Source organism: Saccharopolyspora sp. NPDC002686, from assembly GCF_040295745.1.
Lineage (GTDB): Bacteria > Actinomycetota > Actinomycetes > Mycobacteriales > Pseudonocardiaceae > Saccharopolyspora > Saccharopolyspora oryzae.
Genome location: NZ_JBEOVY010000146.1, coordinates 1 through 17,900 on the forward strand (window position 1 = coordinate 1; position 17,900 = coordinate 17,900).

General features: G+C 70.8%; 14 protein-coding genes. 7 read left to right on the forward strand and 7 right to left on the reverse strand.

Annotation, left to right across the window (positions count from 1 at the left end):
* The 5 genes from ABTZ89_RS19985 to fxsT all read left to right on the forward strand — a co-directional run.
* The coding region (locus ABTZ89_RS19985; protein ID WP_351046732.1) for a Crp/Fnr family transcriptional regulator at window positions 1–249 on the forward strand (249 nt) is incomplete at its 5' end.
* 89 nt (window positions 250–338) lie between these two features.
* Window positions 339–608 (forward strand): hypothetical protein, encoded by a 270-nt coding sequence (locus ABTZ89_RS19990; RefSeq protein WP_270949192.1) that lies wholly within the window; start codon window positions 339–341, stop codon window positions 606–608.
* 497 nt (window positions 609–1,105) lie between these two features.
* Window positions 1,106–2,863 (forward strand): VMAP-C domain-containing protein, encoded by a 1,758-nt coding sequence (locus ABTZ89_RS19995; protein ID WP_351046735.1) that lies wholly within the window; start codon window positions 1,106–1,108, stop codon window positions 2,861–2,863.
* Window positions 2,864–2,882: 19 nt separating this feature from the next.
* Window positions 2,883–3,992 (forward strand): AAA family ATPase, encoded by a 1,110-nt coding sequence (locus ABTZ89_RS20000; protein ID WP_351046738.1) that lies wholly within the window; start codon window positions 2,883–2,885, stop codon window positions 3,990–3,992.
* A 1-nt stretch (window position 3,993) separates the two neighbouring features.
* The gene (gene fxsT / locus ABTZ89_RS20005) at window positions 3,994–8,451 is read left to right on the forward strand and encodes an FxSxx-COOH system tetratricopeptide repeat protein (RefSeq protein ID WP_351046741.1); all 4,458 of its coding nucleotides are present in this window, start codon (window positions 3,994–3,996) and stop codon (window positions 8,449–8,451) included.
* 10 nt (window positions 8,452–8,461) lie between these two features.
* Here fxsT and ABTZ89_RS20010 read toward each other — a convergent pair whose 3' ends face one another.
* From ABTZ89_RS20010 to ABTZ89_RS20020, 3 genes are all read right to left on the reverse strand, one after another.
* A complete protein-coding gene (locus ABTZ89_RS20010) occupies window positions 8,462–10,279 on the reverse strand; it encodes an HEXXH motif domain-containing protein (protein WP_351046744.1) in 1,818 nt (605 codons plus the stop codon).
* Window positions 10,280–10,343: 64 nt separating this feature from the next.
* The gene (locus tag ABTZ89_RS20015; protein WP_351046747.1) at window positions 10,344–10,538 is read right to left on the reverse strand and encodes a hypothetical protein; all 195 of its coding nucleotides are present in this window, start codon (window positions 10,536–10,538) and stop codon (window positions 10,344–10,346) included.
* Between the two features lie 150 nt (window positions 10,539–10,688).
* Window positions 10,689–12,215, reverse strand: a complete 1,527-nt coding sequence (locus tag ABTZ89_RS20020) for an MFS transporter (RefSeq protein WP_351046750.1) — start codon at window positions 12,213–12,215, stop codon at window positions 10,689–10,691.
* Window positions 12,216–12,534: 319 nt separating this feature from the next.
* Between ABTZ89_RS20020 and ABTZ89_RS20025 the strand changes: the two genes are divergently transcribed.
* Window positions 12,535–13,443: an arginase family protein gene (locus ABTZ89_RS20025; RefSeq protein ID WP_351046753.1), complete on the forward strand. Its 909-nt coding sequence runs from the start codon at window positions 12,535–12,537 to the stop codon at window positions 13,441–13,443.
* Between the two features lie 66 nt (window positions 13,444–13,509).
* On the forward strand, window positions 13,510–14,202 hold the full coding sequence (locus ABTZ89_RS20030) for a hypothetical protein (protein WP_351046756.1): 693 nt from the start codon (window positions 13,510–13,512) through the stop codon (window positions 14,200–14,202).
* A gap of 37 nt (window positions 14,203–14,239) precedes the next feature.
* Here ABTZ89_RS20030 and gnd read toward each other — a convergent pair whose 3' ends face one another.
* From gnd to ABTZ89_RS20050, 4 genes are all read right to left on the reverse strand, one after another.
* Complete coding sequence (gene gnd, locus ABTZ89_RS20035; protein WP_351046759.1) at window positions 14,240–15,679, reverse strand: NADP-dependent phosphogluconate dehydrogenase; 1,440 nt, start codon at window positions 15,677–15,679, stop codon at window positions 14,240–14,242.
* 106 nt (window positions 15,680–15,785) lie between these two features.
* Window positions 15,786–15,971, reverse strand: a complete 186-nt coding sequence (locus tag ABTZ89_RS20040) for a hypothetical protein (protein ID WP_351046761.1) — start codon at window positions 15,969–15,971, stop codon at window positions 15,786–15,788.
* Window positions 15,972–16,092: 121 nt separating this feature from the next.
* Window positions 16,093–17,208 (reverse strand): acetoin dehydrogenase dihydrolipoyllysine-residue acetyltransferase subunit, encoded by a 1,116-nt coding sequence (locus tag ABTZ89_RS20045; RefSeq protein ID WP_351046764.1) that lies wholly within the window; start codon window positions 17,206–17,208, stop codon window positions 16,093–16,095.
* A gap of 2 nt (window positions 17,209–17,210) precedes the next feature.
* The coding region (locus tag ABTZ89_RS20050) for an alpha-ketoacid dehydrogenase subunit beta (protein WP_351046767.1) at window positions 17,211–17,900 on the reverse strand (690 nt) is incomplete at its 5' end.

Consider the following 17,900-nt stretch of genomic DNA (forward strand, 5'->3'; position numbering starts at 1 on the left):
GGTCGACCCGTCGCGCAGCGGCTCGCCGTCCTGCTCATCGAGCTCGCCGGGCGCTACGGGGTGGCGGTGGGGGAGACCGTCATGATCGCCATCCCCATCACGCAGAAGAGCATGGCCGGCCTGATCTCGGCGTCCCGGGAGTCGGTCGTGCGCGCACTGGCCGAACTGCGGCGCCAGCGCCTGATCGCGACGGCCCGCCGCCGGGTGACGATCCTGCGCCTGGACGCCCTCGAACAACTGGCCTCCTGATCGGGCCGAATGAGTCACGTGACGCACTGCGCGGCGCCGGAGTGCCGTACATGTCATTCATCGCCCGTTTTCGGAGGAGGTTGACGAACATGACGAAAACCAGTTCGCCGCAGCGAGTTCGCGCAGGCGCTCCCGGGACGATGCCCATGCGGACCGCGGTGTCGCCGGAACGCCCCGTTCGGTGGTGGGACCGGCCGATGCTGCTGTGCAGCGCCCTGTTCACCGTCATCCAGGTGTGGGCCCTGATCGTCGTGCTGATCTCGGTCCAGCCGGAAGGCGTGGTCCGGGTGGCTCTAGCCAGCGTGATGGCGGCCGCCGTCATGGCGGTTGTGAGTGCCTGGGGGCGGGCGCGCACTTAGAGCTTTGTTGGTGTTTGCGTTGCTCGGGTGGTCGCTTAGCGGAACCTGAGCGCTTCCCTGGACTGCGGGTGCCCCTCCTGATGTATGTCCAATACACGGCGGAGGGGCCGTCCTCGCCAGGAAACCGCTCAGAACCCGCCGGTGGTCACCCCGCGCAGGTGGTCCAAGCGGCTGACGCCGCTTCCACAAGCGCGGACGGCATACGCCGACAGGCTCTTGGCCGCTGGATCCGAGGGGTGTTCAGCGGGAACAGCGCCCGGTGGGCGGGAAGCAGCGGGTGCGTCCGCGCTGCTTCCCGCCCACGTTCGCGCGGACGGCCGCGCTCGGAGCCGTCACCAGGACGAAGATCGAACGGGTCACTCGGGAGGTGCGTGTCGCGTACAGTACCTCCGGGATGCCGGGTGACAGCGGTGCGATGTCCCGGGTCAGCCCGCCGATGACGACGGCGGGCCGCGGCGGGGCGGCGTGCGGGTATCGCGGTGCTGGGAGGGGGTCTCATGCCGCTTTACTCTGAGGCGCTCTACCGGAGCGTCGTGCTGGTGGACGTCGCGCGCTTCACCGATGCCCGCCGGACGTTCCACGACCAGGTCGCGGTGCACCGCAGCCTCACCCAGTTGCTGGAGCAGGCGTTCGACGAGTCCGGCATCGAGTGGGGTTCCTGCGACGTGGAGGACCGCGGGGACGGGAAGATCATCCTGGTGCCGCCCGACGTGCCCCAGGTCCGGTTGGCCGACCACCTGGGCCACCGGTTGCTCGCGGGCCTGCGCAGGCACAACGCGGTGCACTCCGACGCGGCGGCCATGCAGCTGCGGGTCGCGCTGCACGCCGGGCACGTGCGGCTGAGCTCCAACGGCAAGGTCAGCCCGGCGATCAACTTCGCGGCCCGCATCCTGGACGCGCCTGACGCGAAGGCCTGGTTGGCGCAGACGCGGAGCGCGCTGGCCCTGATCGCCTCGGAGGAGTTCTTCCGGGACGTGATCCAGCACGAGGCCGCCGAACCCGAGTCGTTCCAGCAGATCTCGGTGGTGGTGAAGGAAACCAGCGCCGTCGCGTGGTTGCGGCTGCTCGGGGCGGCGATCAGGGTGTCCGAACCGGAACCGGAAGAGGTGCTCGAGCTGCTTCCGCCCGGTGTGCTGGAAGAACTCCGCGATCCGCTCGACGAGCTCGTCGTCTCGCAACTGCCGACGCTGCTGCACCGAGCTGCGGGGCCGGGTGTTCCACCGCCGCCGCCTGGTTCGACGCCCTGGGGCGTCCTCGAGCACTTGGCCGATGTCAACGCGGGCCCGGACGGGTTCCCGCCGGCGCTGGCGTTCGTCGAGCTCCTGGCGCGCCAGGTCGGGGACCGCGCGGTGCGCACCAAGCTGGAGGGTTGGAGCAGCGCGCAGGCCCGGCGCCTCCAGCTCGACGCCGAACTCGCGGAATTCCGCGCGGCGCACGCGGATCCGGTCGTCGCCGACACGCGGCTGCACCTGATGATCGTGATCCAGCACGACGGGATCGATCCCGAGTTGTTCGTGCTCTCCCACTGGCGGCAGGACGATCCGGAGGAGTGGCCACCCGCGCGGGGGCGCAGCCGGACGGTCCGGGTGCACGAGATCGAGCGGCACGTCGACGAACTGGTCGTCGAGGCGGAGCGGGCGTGGCGCGGGCATTCCGGCGCGGTGGCGCTGGAGGTCGTGCTGCCGCGGGCGCTGCTGAACCTGCCGGTCCACCAGTGGCACAAGGAGCACGACTCCGGTATCCCGCGCCCGCTGTGCATGGATTATCCGATCGTGGTGCGCTCTTTGGAGCGGATGATGTCCGACCACTGGCACCGGGTGTGGAACCTGCGGTGGCAGATGATGCGCGAAGATCCGCGGAGCGCGGAGGTGCACTACGCCAGCACTGCGAATCCGGACAGCCCGCACGCCATCGAGGCCGCGCTGGGGCAGCAACCGCAATGCGCGGCGATCGTGCTCGCCGCTGCGCCGTCGCGCGAACCCAGCCGGGGTGATCAGTTGATGTCCGCGCTGCGGGCGGGATTGCCCGCGGTGTTCTGGCATCGCACCGACGCGGAGCCCGAACGGGTGCGGGAGATCGTGGAAAGGCTGGTGGAGGAAGGCGGTTTGGGCGAGCTGCCGACCCGGACGCAGGCCGTCCGGCGGGACGCGCACCTCGATTCACCGGCGCGATTCGACGTCAAGGTAGTGCAAGAACTGGTGGTCATGTGGGATGATCCAGCTCGATTGGTGAATCCCGAAGAGCTCGCGGGCTAGGCCGGGAGGGACACCGCGGATGAGCATCGACGAGCGTTCGAACGGCGACGCGTCGCGAGAGCGGTTGGCGGGATTCGGAACGCCCGACTGGTGGATCTACCGGGGCACCGGTCGGCCGCTGCGCGACGTCCGGTTGACCGATCTCCTCCCGGATCCGCCGCCCTGGCGGAACTTCCGCGGTGGCCCGGTGCCCGAGCGGTACGTGCCGCCGCCGGACGACGGCGAGGCCCAACGCCGGTTGGGCGCGGAATCGCACCTGTCCGAACGGGACGTCGATCCGCACGAGGTCGACATGGTCAACTCGGCGCTGTACTTGCGCCGCCCGCTGCTGGTCACCGGTCGCCCCGGCACCGGGAAGTCCAGCCTGGCCTTCAGGATCGCGCGGGAACTGGGCTTGGGGCGGGTGCTCAGGTGGCCGATCACCAGTCGCACCACGCTGAAATCCGGTCTGTACGCCTACGACGCGATAGGTCGGGCGCAAGCGGCCGCGACGCGGCAGGCGATGGTCCGCTGGGGTGCCGACGCCGAGCCGCCGACCGCGGAACCGCCGGTGGGCGAGTTCGTGCGGTTGGGCCCGTTGGGCACGGCGTTCCTGCCGGCGGAGCTGCCCCGGGTGCTGCTGATCGACGAGCTCGACAAGAGCGAGGTGGACCTCCCCAACGACCTGCTGAGCATCTTCGAGGACGGCGAGTTCACCATCCCGGAGCTGGAGCGGATGCGGGACCGCTCGCCGGAGGTGACCGTGCTGGCCGACGATCCGGGCACCACGGCCACCGTGGCCGACGGTCGGGTGAGGTGCCGCGCGTTCCCGGTCGTGGTGATCACCAGCAACGGCGAGCGGGAGTTCCCGGAAGCATTCCTGCGCCGCTGCCTGCGGTTGACGATCCGGGAACCGGACGCGGAGCAGCTCGCCGCGATGGTGGCCGCGCACCTGACCGGGACCGGGGACGAGCAGCGGCAGCGGATGATCCAGGAGTTCCTCGACCGCGGGGCCGATGGTGGCGGACTGCCCGCCGACAAGCTGCTGGACGCGCTGTACCTGGTGACTTCGGGAACCTACCGCGACGACGACGAGTCGTGGTCGCGGTTGCGGGACGCGCTGTGGCGACAACTCACCTCGGTAACGTGACGTGCGCGGCGGGGATGGCAGTGCGGAGGCCCGCCCGGTCCGGTCGGCGGGGCGGGACGACTCCGCGTCTCCGCTCGGGACGGGCGACCTGGGGTGGGCCGAAGTCGCCGACGCGCTCTGGCTGACCGCCGCCACCCAGTCGGCGTGGGGACGGCACCGGAGTAACGGCGCGCCGCGGAAACCCGACGAGGAAGGTGGAGCGGATTCCCCGCAGGACATCGAGGAATCCGACCGGCCGGGCGAGGACGACCGGGAACCATCCGAACTCCCGTCGAACGATGCCCGGGATCCTGAGCAGGACGCCGGTCCGGAGCCGGAGGACGCAGTCCCCGCGATCGGCACGTCGGTCCAGGCGTCGGAATCGGCGGAACCCGTTGGGATCGTGGGGGATTCGTCGCCGCCGGTGGTGCGCCGCGCGGCTGGCGGTCCGAACGTCTTCCGGGCGCTCCGGCCGTTCAAGCGCAGGATGTCGTCGCCGCACGACGAGGACGCACTCCTCGACGAGGACGCGACCGCGGAACGCGCGGTCGAGGACGGGCTGTGGTTGCCGATGACCCGACCGGGCACGACGCGCTGGCTCGACCTGACGCTGGTCGTGGACACCAATCCGTCGATGGCGCTGTGGCGGGCGAAGATCGACGCGTTCACCAAGTCCCTGGAGCGACTCGGCGCCTTCCGGTCGATCCAGCGCCGGATGCTCGACACCTCCGAAGCACCGCAGTTGCGCGGGGGAACGGCTGATGCCCCGGTCCGCAGCCCGGCGGAGCTGAACGACCCGTCCGGACGGCGGGTCGTCCTGGTCCTGACCGACGGCGTCGGCGCCGGTTGGCGGCGGGGTTCCATCACGCCGTTGCTCGCGCAGTGGGGCGATTCGATGTCGGTCGCGGTCGCCCACCTGCTGCCGCAGCGGCTCTGGCGACGCGGTGGATTGCACGCGCAGCGCGCGAAGCTGACGACGCCGCGCGCGGTGGCGCCGAACCGGCAGTGGCAGGTGGAGCTGCCCGACGTCTGGCTGGACCCCGACCCGAGTCCGCCGACCGGTGCGGTCGCGGTGCCGGTGCTGGAGCTGGAAACGCGGTGGCTCTCCCGGTGGGCGCAGCTGGTCGCGGGGCAGCGCGGGCGGTCCGCGGACGCGGTGGTGCTGCTCGCCGGTGACCGCCAGCCGCAGCCCCGGGAGGACGAGGTGCCCGCTCCGGGCAGCGGTCGTGGCCGGTCGCCTCGGCAGCGGGTCATGAACTTCCTGAGCACGGCCTCGCCGCCGGCCTTCCGGCTCGCGACGCTGCTGGCCGCGGTCCCGGTGAGCGTGCCGGTCGCGCGGGCGATCCAGACCGAGCTGGTGCCCGGATCCGGACCGGACGATCTGGCCGAGGTGCTCACCAGCGACCTGCTGCGGCCCGTCGACGAAGCCGCTGCGGGAGGCTGGGACAACACCACCTTCGCCTTCGACCAGCCGGTCCGCGAAGTCCTGCTCAGCGGTGCGCGACGTTCGGAGACCGCGCACGTGCTGCGCCTGGTCGCCGCCGGGTTCGGCGACCGCGTGGCCGGTGTCGGACGTGTTCGCGATGCGCTCGCCGATCCGGATCTCCCGCCGTCGCCGGAGGGAGGTCTCGAGATCGAGCGCTCCGTGATGCGCGCCCTGTCCGGGCCTTACCTCGCGCGCGCGAAGAAGATGGATCGACTGCTCGAGCCGGAGGACGCCGCTCGACAAGTCACACTTTCGGAGGAAGATCGCTTCAGTTCCACGACCTCGGAGACCGATGAAACCGTGAGTCCCGCAGAAACGACGGCGAGTGGAAACATGTCTGGTCAGAGCACTGGTTCAGCGAATCCCCCGCAGCAGTCGACCGACTCGCCGGAAACGTTGCGGGTGGTTCCGTTCGAGCCCCGTGCGGACGCGGTCGGCGCCGAGGAGGACCCGTCCAGCCCACCGTCCACTGTGGTGGCTCGCATCCTCCGCGAGCGGCGCGCGGACGACGTCCCGCCGATCTGGGGCGACGTGCCGCCGCGGAACCCGATCTTCACCGGCCGCGAGGAACCCCTCGCGCAGCTGGAAGGCCGGCTCAAGGACGGCGGCACCACCGCCATCCTGCCCTCGACGCTGCACGGCATGAGCGGGATCGGCAAGACCCAGATCGCCGTCGAGCACATCTACCGGCACCTCGCGGACTACGACCTGGTGTGGTGGGTGCAGGCCGGTCAGCCTGCGCAGATCCGCGCCGGGCTGACCGAACTGGCCCAGGCGCTGCAGCTGCCGGGCAGTTCGGAAGCGCACACCGCGGTGCCCGCCGTGCGCGAAGCGCTGCGCCGGGGCTATCCGATCCGCCGCTGGCTGCTGGTGTTCGACGCGGCGGAGAGCCCGGAGGACGTGCGCCCGTTCTTCCCCGCCAACGGGCCGGGCGACATCATCATCACCTCGCGCAACCCCGATTGGGCCGAAGTGGCCCGTCCCCTGGAGGTCACGCTGTTCGAGAGGTCCGAGAGCAAGGCGTTGCTGCGCAGCCGCGGCCCGGAGATCACCGAGGAGGAATCCGACGCCCTCGCGGAGAAGCTCGGTGACCTGCCGCTGGCGATCGCGCAAGCAGCCGCCTGGCGGGCGGAGACCGGGATGCCGGTCAGCGAGTACCTCCGCGTGTTCGACGAGAAGGTGGCCGAGATCCTCGACGTGTCGGCGCCCAACGACTACGAGGTGTCGCTGGCAGCGGCGTGGAACGTCTCGCTGGAAGAGCTGGAGGAGCGCAACCCCGCAGCCCACCAGCTGCTCCAGGTGTGCGCGTTCTTCGCGCCGGAGCCGATCTCCCGCAGCCTGTTCACGGGTCTGCGCGGCACGTCGATCGCGCCGGAGCTCGACGCCGCGCTGCGCGACCCGCTCCGGCTCGGCCGGGCCATCCGAGACATCAACCGGTTCGGCCTGGCCAAGATCGACCACCGCAACGACACCCTGCAGCTGCACCGCCTGGTCCAACTGGTCGTGCGCGACCGCATGTCCCCGCAGCGCCGAGCGGACATGCGCCACGGCGCGCACCTGCTGCTGGCGAACATGGACCCGGGCGACCCGGCGGACGCCGTGCAGTGGCCCCGGTTCCAGGCGATCCTCCCGCACGCGACCGCGTCGAACGCGCTGAACTGCGACGACCCCTGGGTCCGCCAGCTGGTCATCGACCTCATGGAGTACCTGTTCTCCTGGGGCGACCACAACGAAGCTGCCGCACTGGGCAAGCAGGTGCTCGAAGTGTGGTCGGAGAAGTGGGAGGAAACCGACCCCCAACTGCTCCAGGTGGCCGGGAAGCTGGGGCCGTACCTGTGCGTCCTCGGCCGCTACCAGGAAGCCGCCGAGCTCAACGCGCGAACGCTGGCACTGCGCCGGCAGATCTCCGGCGAGAACAGCGAGGACACGCTCGGCGCGGAGCTCAGCGTCGCGTTCGACCTGAAGGCCAAGGGCGAGTACCTGCAGGCCCGCGAGCTGAACGAAGAGGTCTACCGCAAGGCGAAGGCGCTGTACGGCCAGGACGACCCGGTCACGCTGGGCGCCGCGCACGACCTCGCGGTCACGCTGCGGCTGCTCGGGGACTACAAGCGGGCGCGGGATCTGGGCGAGGAAACCGCCCGGCGGCAGGGCGAGGTCCGGGGAGTCGACAGCCCGCAAGCGCTGAACGCGCTGGGCGGTCTCATCCTGGACCGGCTGGAGCTGGGTGACTACGCGTGGGCGCACGGCGAGCTGGAGCGGCTGTTCGAACGCTGCCGGAAGCTCTTCGGCGAGGACAAGGCGATCACCCTGTACCGCCAGCACCGGTTGGCCATCGCGGCCAGGAAGAACGGTGACCACCAGACGGCTTTCGAGCTGTCCGGGCAGGCGCTGGAGTTCTACCGGTTCCGCTACGGGGCCGATCACCCGAGCACCCTGGGCTGCGCGATCTCGCACTCCATCGACCTGCGGCAGGCCAGCGAGCTGAGGGCGGCGCGCGCGCTCGGCGAAGACACCTTCGACCGGTATCGCCGCAGCCTGGGGGAGAACCACCCGCACACCTTGTCCGCCGCCATCGACCTGGCGGTGACGCTGCGGCTGCTCGGTGATGTCAGCAGCGCCCGGCAGCTCGACGAACGCTCCTTCGAGCAGTTCCGCGCGAAGTTCGGCCCGGACCAGCCGCACGGGCTGATCGCGATGATCAACCTGGCCAGCGATGTGGCAGCGCTGGGAGATTTCGAGACCGCCCTGGAACTGGGCACCGAGGCGGCGCAACGCATGGAGGGCGTGTTCGGTGCGGAACACCCCACGACCATCGCGGCGAACCACAACCTCGCCCTGGACCTGCGCAGTGCGGGTGAGAACGAGATCGCGGAGGCCAAGCACGTCGAGGTCCTGACCCGCTACCGACGGGCGCTGGGGGAGGCGCACCCGACGGTGGTGGCTGCTGCGCAGAACGTCCGGGCCAACTGCGACATCGACCCGATGCCGCTGTGAGGAGGCCGGGTCAGGGCAGGAAGCGCCCGATCCAGTCGGCGAGTTCGTCCGGCGCGACAGCGTTCGCCGCGCCGGTTCGAATCCGTCGGTGCACCGCTCGAACCAACTCGGGACAGGTCAGCAGCGCTCGAGCGGGCGCTTGCGCGCCGAGTCCGGACAGCGCGAGTCCCAGCCCGGTCCAGGAGGCAGGGCGGTCGGGGTCCGCGTCCAGCTCCGCCCGGTAGCCGCGCGCGGCTTCGGTGAGCTGACCGCGCGCGTAAGCCAGATCCGCCGGCGTGGCATCGGGGACTGCCGACCACGATGCGGAATCGGCTGATTCGACGAAGCTGAGCCGGACCAGGTCGAGGCGCGCCTGGGACCAGGAACCGTCCGAGACGGGAGTGGGCGTTCGCCCGTCGGCCACGCGGACTCCGGCCAGCCGCTGGCGACCGGCCAGCCAGGCTTCCGACACCGCTCGGACGGTGTCCGGATCGGGGCGGACGTGCCGGATCCGCCAGCCCGCGCGGTGATCCGCGATGAGCGCGACGGCCTGCTCCGCCAGGTCGGCGGGCACCGGTTCGTCCTGCCAGGGGCCGAGTTCGGCGGCGATGCCCTCGACGAACCGGTGTCCCGCGGTGGTCAGGGCCGGATCGTCCCGCAGGGCCTGGAGGGTGTCCCAGGTCCCGGCGCGCCAGTACGCGAACTCGAATGCGGCTCGCCGGTCGGAGCCGCGCTGCGCCAGTGCTCGCCAGAACATCGTCACGCCGAAGAACGCGTAGACGCCTTGCAGGACGCCGGCGAGCGGGCGCGGATCGTCCCGCCACGGCGTGTGGAAGCGCAATCGCGGGTCCTTCTCGCGCAACCGGATGAAGTGGAGCAGCCCGCCCAACCGGATGTGCTGGAACTCGTGGACGAGCATGGCCGCGAGCTCGAACCCGTCGACGGGACGGCTGACGATCGCGCTGCCGAAGGCTTCGCCGGTGGATGCGCTCGGCATGCGGAACGGCACCGCGGGGCGCGGCACCAGCGACTCCAGACCGGCGCGCAACGCCGGGGCCATCTCGGGGAGGTGCTCGGTGATCAGGCGCCAGGCATCGGTGATCAGGGCCCGCCAGGTGTCGACCTCGCCGGTGCTGAGCCGCTGTGGCAGGACTGGTTCGTGCAGGCCGCGATAGGGATCGATGTCGTCCAAGTGGACTGAGAACGACTGGCCGCGGGTGCGGACCGACACGTGCCGCAGGGGCCACCACCCAGGGGCTTCCGCAGAGCGGTCGTTCGGCAGGCGCACGCAGGTGGATCCGCTGCGGATCTCGACGCGCTCGCCGTCGCTGTGCACGTCGGCCACCGAGAACGGCTCGTCCGCGGAGAGGCGGGCCATGCCGATGGTCGGGAGGATGGCGCCGCCGTCCCAGACCGGGACCGAGGTCCGGAACGGGAGCCCGGCGTGGATCGCCGCTGCCGCGGCGAGTGCGTGCACGTGTCCGACGTGCACCCACAGCGGGCAGACGCCGGTGGTCTGGTGGTGGAACAGGCGCGTGGTGTAGCCGACCCAGCTCCCGGTGTAGGGGTGCGCGAGGATCCGGTCGAGCACCCGGGGTGCTCGTGCCTGGACGCGGGCCAGGATCTCCCAGGCGTCTTCCGGGGAGGGGAGCGGTTCGCACTGGTCCGGAACCTTGGCGACCACGTCCACCAACCCGCGGAGCAGGAGCAGCCGCCGACTGCGTTCGGCGCGGCGGAACTGGCGCACCGTGCGGGCCCCGCCGGCAGCGCGGGCGAGTTCGTCGAAGTCCGGCCACGACAGGCGGTGGAGTGCGAAGTCCTCCGGGGCGTTCTCGCTGCCGACGGGCACGGCTCCCTCCTTCGGCGGATCGCGGTCGGAACCGAATTGCGCGAGCACGGCGGGAACCGCGGCGTCAATCGACCCGTTCGCCGCCTTCGCCGGGAGGTGACGGGATGACCCCGATGTCCGCGGTTTGCTGCACCACGTGCCGCAACGAGCGGTGCAGCGTCGAATCCTTGAGGTTGCGCAACTCCGGCAGCGAAATCGCACCGAGGTCGACGAGCTCCGAGGAAATGCCCGGTTCGGCGTTGAGTGAGGAGAAAGTCATGATGGCGACAGCTCCCTCGTGTGCAGCGCGTACTGGTAAGCACGTCTTCCACATGATGTCTTGCTCAACAACAAATGTGAAGAAGTCTTCGTTCTCGCGTGGTGCGGTGGAAATCCGGCCACACCGCCATGATCTGCGGCGACAGCGCCGCTAATCGCGCCGGTTCCGCAGCAACGCGATGACGGCCAGGGCCGCGACTGCTGTGATGATCGCGGCGGCGGTGGAGATCGCGTTCAGACCGCCGGTGTAGGCCTCGCGGGAGAGTTCCAGCAGGTCAACGCCGGGAGTCCTGGGAAGTTGTGCTGCTGCGGTGGTTGCGCCTGCCATCGTGTCCTCGGCGCGTTCGGCCAGGTCGGGCGGAATTCCCGCGGGAACTGCTGCGGACATCCCGTTGCGGTAGGCGACGGCACCGAGGGTGCCGAAAACGGCTGTTCCGACGGCTACTCCGAGTTCGGTCGTGGTTTCCGACATCGAGGCGGCCGAGCCGGCCTTGCCGGGTGGGGCGGCGCCCATCGCCAGGTCGGTGCCGAGCACGTCGGCGGGTCCGCTGCCGAAGTGGGCGATGGCCAGTCCCGCCACCAGCGCGACGAGCGCGGTGGGGCTGCCGACCTGAGCCAGGATCGCGAATCCGGCGCTGGAGAGCAGCAATCCGGCGCCGATGACGTAGCCGGGCCTGACCAGACGTGCTGCCACGGGTGCCAGCATGGCGCTCGTGATCAGTGCTGCGGTGGAAGGCAGCAGCCACGTTGCGGCTCGCAGCGGCGGTAGTCCGACGGCGAGTTGCAGGTATTGGGCGGCGAACATGGCGATCCCGCTCGTCGTCGCCGATCCGATGAGCAGGACGATCAGCGCGGTGCTGAAGGAGCGGTCGGCGAACAACCGCACGTCGAACAGCGGGTCCGCCGACTTCCGCTGGCGCCGCGCGAAAAGCGCTCCAGCGATCAACCCGATCAGCACGGCCAGCACCGCCGTCGTGGCGCTGCCGTCCCTGGTCAGCTCCTTGAGCGCGTACGCGGGCGGAAGGGCGGTTGCCAGTGACAGGCCGACGCTGATCAGGTCCAGGCGACCGGCCGCGGCGGGGCGCTGCTCGGGCAGCAGAATCGGGCCTAGCACAAGCAGCAGCACCATAACCGGCGCTGCCAGTAGGAACACCGAGCCCCACCAGAAGAACTCCAGCAGAGCACCGCCGATGACCGGTCCGATTGCGACGCCGGCCATGAAGGTGCTCGACCACCCGGCGATGGCGATCGTGCGTTGACGGGGATCGCGGAACATCGTGCTGATCAGCGCCAGCGTGCTCGGCATCAGGGTTGCGGCGACAGCGCCGAGGAGCGCTCGGGCGGCGATGAGCATGGCCGGGTGCGTCGCGAACGCTGCCAGCACGGACACGAAGCCGAATCCGGTGGCACCGATCAGGAGCAGCCTGCGGTGGCCGATCCGGTCGCCCAGCGCGCCTGTGGTGAGCAGGAATCCGGCGATCGCGAAGCTGTAGATGTCGGTGACCCACAGCAGTTCCGCACTGCTGGCGCCCAGATCCGCGGCCAGGTGCGGGAGAGCCAGGTACAGCACGCTCATGTCCAGGGCGACGAGCAGGGTGGGCAGGCCCAGCACGGCCAGGCCCAGCCATTCCCGCAGTCCGGCCCGTGGTTCGGGAGTGCGCGGGGAAGAAGACGACATGGGAACTCCGTCGAAGCGGTGACGCGGTCGCGTCGTGCGGACCAGGACAGGTGCTTCGACGTCAGCTGCGGACGCGCGGAACTCGCCGACCGCCGTGCGGTCGGCCCAGCACGCCCCGCGGGGTCAGGTCAGAACGCGGTCCGCGCCTGATGTAGAAGCACAGGTCAGAGCCGTGCCGTAGACCACGAACGCCAAGTCGCCCTCCCGCTGCCGCTCCGTTCGACCGGGCCAACATGGCACGGTCGCACTGCGCCCCGCAACGTCATTTCCGGCGCTTCGGGAAGTCGTCGTCCACGAGCTCCTCGCGCCGGGGAGTGGGATGATCGGCTGCGTGATCGCGCTGCTGTCAGCTCCGTCGAACCTGGGCCTCAGACCGCCGGAACCCGGTGCGACGCCGGGTGCCGCGAAAGCTCCGGAAGCACTCCGCGAGGCGGGCCTGTTCACCCGGTTCATCGACGAAGGGGCGATCGATGACGGCGTGGTGCTGCCGCGGCGCTACCGCGACGACGCGGAACCCGGGCGGCTGCGCAACCAGGACGCCATCATCGAGCATTCGCGCCGCCTCGCGGACCGGATCTGCGAGGTCATCAGCGGTGAGCACCGCCCGCTGGTGATCGGCGGGGATTGCAGCATCCTCACCGGCGTGGGACTCGGGCTCAAGCGCCTCGGCCGGTTCGGCCTGCTGCACCTCGACGGCCACACCGACTTCCGCCATCCCGGGAACAGCGCCGAGTGCGCCAGCCTCGCCGGGGAGGACCTGGCCGCCGCGATCGGCCTGCACTGGCCGGAAGTGGCCGACGTCGATTCCCTCGGCCCGTTGTTCCTGCCGCAGGACGCCACCCACCTCGGCTGCCGCGAGGACGACGAACACCTCGCCGAGGTGCGGTCCCACATGCGCGCGACGACGGTGGACGAGCTCCGCGGCGAAGGCATCACCGCTGCTGCCACCCGGATCCGCGATGGCGTGGTGTCGGCGGAGCTCGACGGTTACTGGCTGCACATCGACGTGGACGTGCTCGACCCGACCCACCTGCCGGCCGTGGACAGCCCCGCTCCCGGTGGTCTGGCGCCGGAGGAGCTGGTGGAGCTGCTCCGGGTCCTCGCCCCATCGGCGTGCGGCGCCGACGTCACGGTCTTCGACCCGGACCTCGATCCGTCCGGCCGCTACGCGTGCCGCCTCGCCGAGATCGTCCACGCCGGTCTGGCCGACCTCGGCACGCGCATTTGACCGCCGTGCGCGACTCGCGGCGACCTCCCCGCGCGGAGGTGGTGGCTGGGACTAGATTTGGCAGCTATGACTCATGGGGGACCCGGTCCGGGCTATCCGCAGCAGCAACCCGGCTGGCAGCCGGGCCAACAACCGCACCCGCCGCAGCAATACCCGGTGCCGCCGGGATATCCGCAGCAGGGGCAGCCGCCGTATCCGGTTCAGCCACCTCCGCCGCAGCAGGAGCCGCCGCTGACGTTGCCGGGTTGGGGTGCGATCCCGGCCGTGCTCGGCGTGCTGCTGGCAGTGCTGGGCCTGTTCGCGTTCAAGTGGGCCGGTGACGCCGCCTTCGGCGACGTGTCCGCGGCCGTCCGGGAAGCGGCGCGCAACGCGACCGACCTCACCGCGAGCGACCGGTGGGTCAAGGTCTACCTCGGCCAGGGCGTGTTCATCGCCCTCGCACTGGCTGCGGTCCCGCCCGCGCTGTGGTCGCTGGGATCCTTGCGTTCGAGGGAGAGCATCAAGAGCCGCGGCGGCCTCACGAAGAAGAGCTTGTCGGAGGGGCGGACCGGCCCGACCCGGATCATGCTCTCCGCCATCGCCGGTCTCTGCCTGCTCTACCACGTGGTGACGCTGCTGATCATGACCGACGGCGGCCGCCACCTGGGCTCCCTGGGGCCCGGTCCCTGGCTCCTGGTGGTCGGCACCGCGCTGTCGGTGGCCGGCGCAGCGATCGGTCCACGCGTCCCGCCGCGCCACCCCGGCTGGCAACCGCGCTGAACCACAGCGCGACCAGTGTCCGCAGTGGACTGGTGCGTCACACCTGCACTTCGGAGCGGTCCCCGGCCCAGAGGGTGTGGAAGGAGCCTTCGCGGTCGGTCCGGCGGTAGGTGTGGGCACCGAAGTAGTCGCGCTGGCCCTGGGTGAGCGCAGTCGGGAGCCGGGTGGCGCGCAGGGAGTCGTAGTAGGACAACGCCGCTGCGAATCCCGGTGTGGGCACGCCCTGGCTGGTCGCTGCGCCCAGGACCGAGCGCCAGTCGTGCTGGGCATCGGCGATCTCGGCCGCGAAGGTCTCGTCGGACAGCAGGCTCGGCAGGTCCGGTCGGGCGTCGTAGGCGGCGCGGATGCGGTCCAGGAACGCCGCGCGGATGATGCAGCCGCCGCGCCAGATGGACGCGATCGCACCCAGGTCGATGTTCCAGTCGTACTCGGCGCTGCCGGCGGCGATCTCGTGGAAACCCTGCGTGTAGGACACGATCTTCGACGCGTACAGCGCCTGCTCCACCTGGTCGGCGAAGGCGTCGGCATCGGTGCCGCTGAGCGGTCGGGCGGTCGGACCGGCGAGTCCTCGGGACGCCTCGCGCAGCGCGGTGTGGCCCGACAGGGAACGGGCGAACACCGCTTCGGCGATGCCGGAGACCGGCACCCCGAGCTCGAGGGCGAGCTGCACCGTCCAGCGACCGGTGCCCTTCTGCTCGGCCTGGTCGGCGACGACGTCCACGAACGGTTCGCCGGTGGCGGCGTCGACGTGCGACAGCACCTCGGCGGTGATCTCGATCAGGTAGGACTCGAGGCGACCGGTGTTCCAGGTGCGGAACACCTCGGCGATCTGGGCGGGGGAGTACCCGGCGACGTCGCGCAGCAGCTGGTAGGCCTCGGCGATGAGCTGCATGTCGGCGTACTCGATGCCGTTGTGCACCATCTTCACGAAGTGCCCCGACCCGTCCGGGCCCACGTGCGTGACGCAGGGCGCGTCGTCGGCGGCCTTGGCGGAGATCTTCTCCAGCATCGGGCCCAGCGAGGCGTAGGACTCGTCGGAGCCGCCCGGCATGATGCTGGGTCCGTGCAGCGCGCCCTCCTCGCCGCCGGAGATGCCGGTGCCGACGAAGTGGATGCCCCGTTCGCGCAGGTCGCGCTCGCGGCGCCGGGTGTCCGCGAAGTGCGCGTTGCCGCCGTCGATGATCACATCGCCGTCCTCGAGCAGCGGCGCGAACTCCTCGATCACCGCGTCGGTGGGATCCCCGGCCTTGACCATGATCACCAGTCGGCGCGGGCGTTCCAGCGCGGCGACGAAGTCGGCGACCGATTCGGCGGCGACGAAGTCGCCCTCGTGCCCGAACTCCTCGACCAGCTCCCGGGTCTTCGAAGCGGTGCGGTTGTGCACGGCGACCGAGTAGCCGTTGCGCGCGAAGTTGCGGGCCAGGTTGCGGCCCATGACCGCGAGCCCGGTGACGCCGATCTGAGCTGATGTGCCCATGTGCAGCTCCTGCGGGGTGGCTGGCGAACCGCAGTGGTGCGGCCGGGCCAATTCTCGGCCACCAGCCGTCCCAGCGCAGAGAACGCCGGCACCTTCCGGGGGAGGTTCAGCGCGAGGTGGGGGCTCCGCTGGCTTCTTGGCGCAGGAACGCCACCCGGTAGGAGGCCAGGACGGTGTCGAGCCGGTCGCGGGCGACCCTCGCCTCCCGGACGTCGGAGCCGATGCCGATGTGCGCGCACACGGCCCGGGTCGCTGCGCTCTTCGGGAGCCGTGCTTCTTCGACCTCGTCCATACCCCGAATGGTGGCAGAAGCGCTGCGCACCGCGTCGACCGGATGCCCCGAAGGATGAGTCCGAACAGGCCTTCGAGGCCGAGCGACCGGGTGGCTGGGTGCGCCACCCGGCCGCTCGGAGCTAGCCGAGCACCGACTCGACGGCTTCGCGGGTCGCCGCCGGGTCCTCCATGTGCACCATGTGGCCCGCGCCCGCGACCACGCGCACCTGTGCGCGGTCGCCGAACGCGGACTGGTCGGCCACCGGGATGACCTGGTCCTGCGCGCCCCACACCACCGCGGTGGGGACGGTGACCCCGGCCAGCAGCGATGCCGCGTCGATGGCCTGCTTGTCCCCGTCGAGGACGGAGCCGAGCAGGGCCTGCAGGCAGTCCTGGACGCCGTCGATGCGCTTGAACTTCAGCAGGTCGTCCACCAGCTGGCGGGTCACCTGCGACTCGTCGGCGAACAGGGCGCGCAGGTACGGCTTGAGCTCCCGCCGGGTGCTCGCCCCGACGAAGCCGCGCAGGTAGTCGGCGTTGACCTCGGTGCCGTAGCCGGCCGGGGCGACCAGCGCCAGGGAGCGGACCCGGTCCGGTGTCCGGGCCGCCACGGCGGTCACGACCGCACCGCCCAGCGAGTGGCCGACCAGGTGCGCCCGTTCGACGTCCAGCGCGTCCAGGAACCCGATCACCGCGTCGGCCAGCGAGTCCAGGCTGCCGTCGCCGACGTCCTTGGTCGAGCTGCCGTGCCCCGGCAGGTCCAGGGCGTGCACGGTGCGGCCCTCGGACAGCGGTTCCTGGACGAACAGCCAGGAGTTCTTGTCGCCGCCGAAACCGTGGACCAGCACCACGACCTCGGGGCCGTCGCCCAGCGTGGCGTAGGACAGGGTGCGCCCACCCACCTCCACCTCGCCGGTCGCGGGCCCCGCGGCCTCCTCGACCTCGCCGCTGGCCAGCTGCTCCTTGGCCTCGGCGACCGCCGCTTCGATCTCGGCGTCGGGCACCTCCGCCGGGGCGACGATCGCGATCGTGCCGCCCACCGGGGCGGATTCTCCCTCCGCGACGACGACCCCGCGCAGCACTCCCTCCTCCGGGGACTCCAGCGTCCCGGCGATCTTGTCGGTGTCGATCTCGGCCAGCTCGGTGCCGTCGGTGATGTCGTCACCTTCGGAGACCAGCCAGTCGGTGATCGTGCCGGTGGTCATCGACAGCCCCCACTTGGGCATCTTGATCCGGCGGATCCGCTCGTCGGTCATGCTCAGCGCTCCCAGCTCGTGACTTTCTTGACCGCGTTGACCACCTGCTGCGCGTCCGGGATGTACATCGACTCCAGCGCGTCGCTGAAGGGCACCGGCGTGTGCGGGGCGGTGACCATCTCGATCGGTGCCTGCAAGCTGCCGAAGGCCTCCCGCGCCACCAGGGCGGAGACGTCGGTGGCGAGGTTGCAGCGCGGGGTGGCCTCGTCGACCACCACCAGCCGCCCGGTGTTCTCGACGCTCTCCAGGATGCTGTCGGTGTCCAGCGGGCTGGTGGTGCGCGGGTCGACGACCTCGCACTCCACTCCGGACTTGGCGAGTTCGTCGGCCGCTTCCGCCGCGATCGGGACCATCCGCCCGAAGGCCACGATGGTGACGTCCTCGCCCTCGCGGACGAAGTTGGCCTCCCCGAACGGGATCGCGTAGGACTCCTCGGGAACGTCTCCGACGACGTCGTACATCGCCTTGTGCTCGCAGAAGATGACCGGGTCGTCGTCCCGGATCGCTTGCGTCATCAGGCCTTTCGCCTCGTACGGGGAGGAGGGCAGGACGACCTTCAGGCCCGGGATGTGGGTGAAGACCGGGTACAGCGCCTGCGAGTGCTGCGCCGCGGCGTTGAGCCCCGCGCCGTACATGGTGCGGATGACGACCGGGGTGACCGCCTTGCCGCCGAACATGTACCGGAACTTGGC

Bases quoted from the DNA above. Each gene is read 5' to 3' on its own strand.
- ABTZ89_RS20015 (WP_351046747.1), bottom strand. From the start codon at position 10,538: ATGACTTTCTCCTCACTCAACGCCGAACCGGGCATTTCCTCGGAGCTC.
- ABTZ89_RS20045 (WP_351046764.1), bottom strand. From the start codon at position 17,208: ATGACCGACGAGCGGATCCGCCGGATCAAGATGCCCAAGTGGGGGCTG.
- ABTZ89_RS19995 (WP_351046735.1), top strand. From the start codon at position 1,106: ATGCCGCTTTACTCTGAGGCGCTCTACCGGAGCGTCGTGCTGGTGGAC.
- gnd (WP_351046759.1), bottom strand. From the start codon at position 15,679: ATGGGCACATCAGCTCAGATCGGCGTCACCGGGCTCGCGGTCATGGGC.
- ABTZ89_RS20040 (WP_351046761.1), bottom strand. From the start codon at position 15,971: ATGGACGAGGTCGAAGAAGCACGGCTCCCGAAGAGCGCAGCGACCCGG.
- ABTZ89_RS19990 (WP_270949192.1), top strand. From the start codon at position 339: ATGACGAAAACCAGTTCGCCGCAGCGAGTTCGCGCAGGCGCTCCCGGG.
- ABTZ89_RS20020 (WP_351046750.1), bottom strand. From the start codon at position 12,215: ATGTCGTCTTCTTCCCCGCGCACTCCCGAACCACGGGCCGGACTGCGG.
- ABTZ89_RS20030 (WP_351046756.1), top strand. From the start codon at position 13,510: ATGACTCATGGGGGACCCGGTCCGGGCTATCCGCAGCAGCAACCCGGC.
- ABTZ89_RS20000 (WP_351046738.1), top strand. From the start codon at position 2,883: ATGAGCATCGACGAGCGTTCGAACGGCGACGCGTCGCGAGAGCGGTTG.
- ABTZ89_RS20025 (WP_351046753.1), top strand. From the start codon at position 12,535: ATGATCGGCTGCGTGATCGCGCTGCTGTCAGCTCCGTCGAACCTGGGC.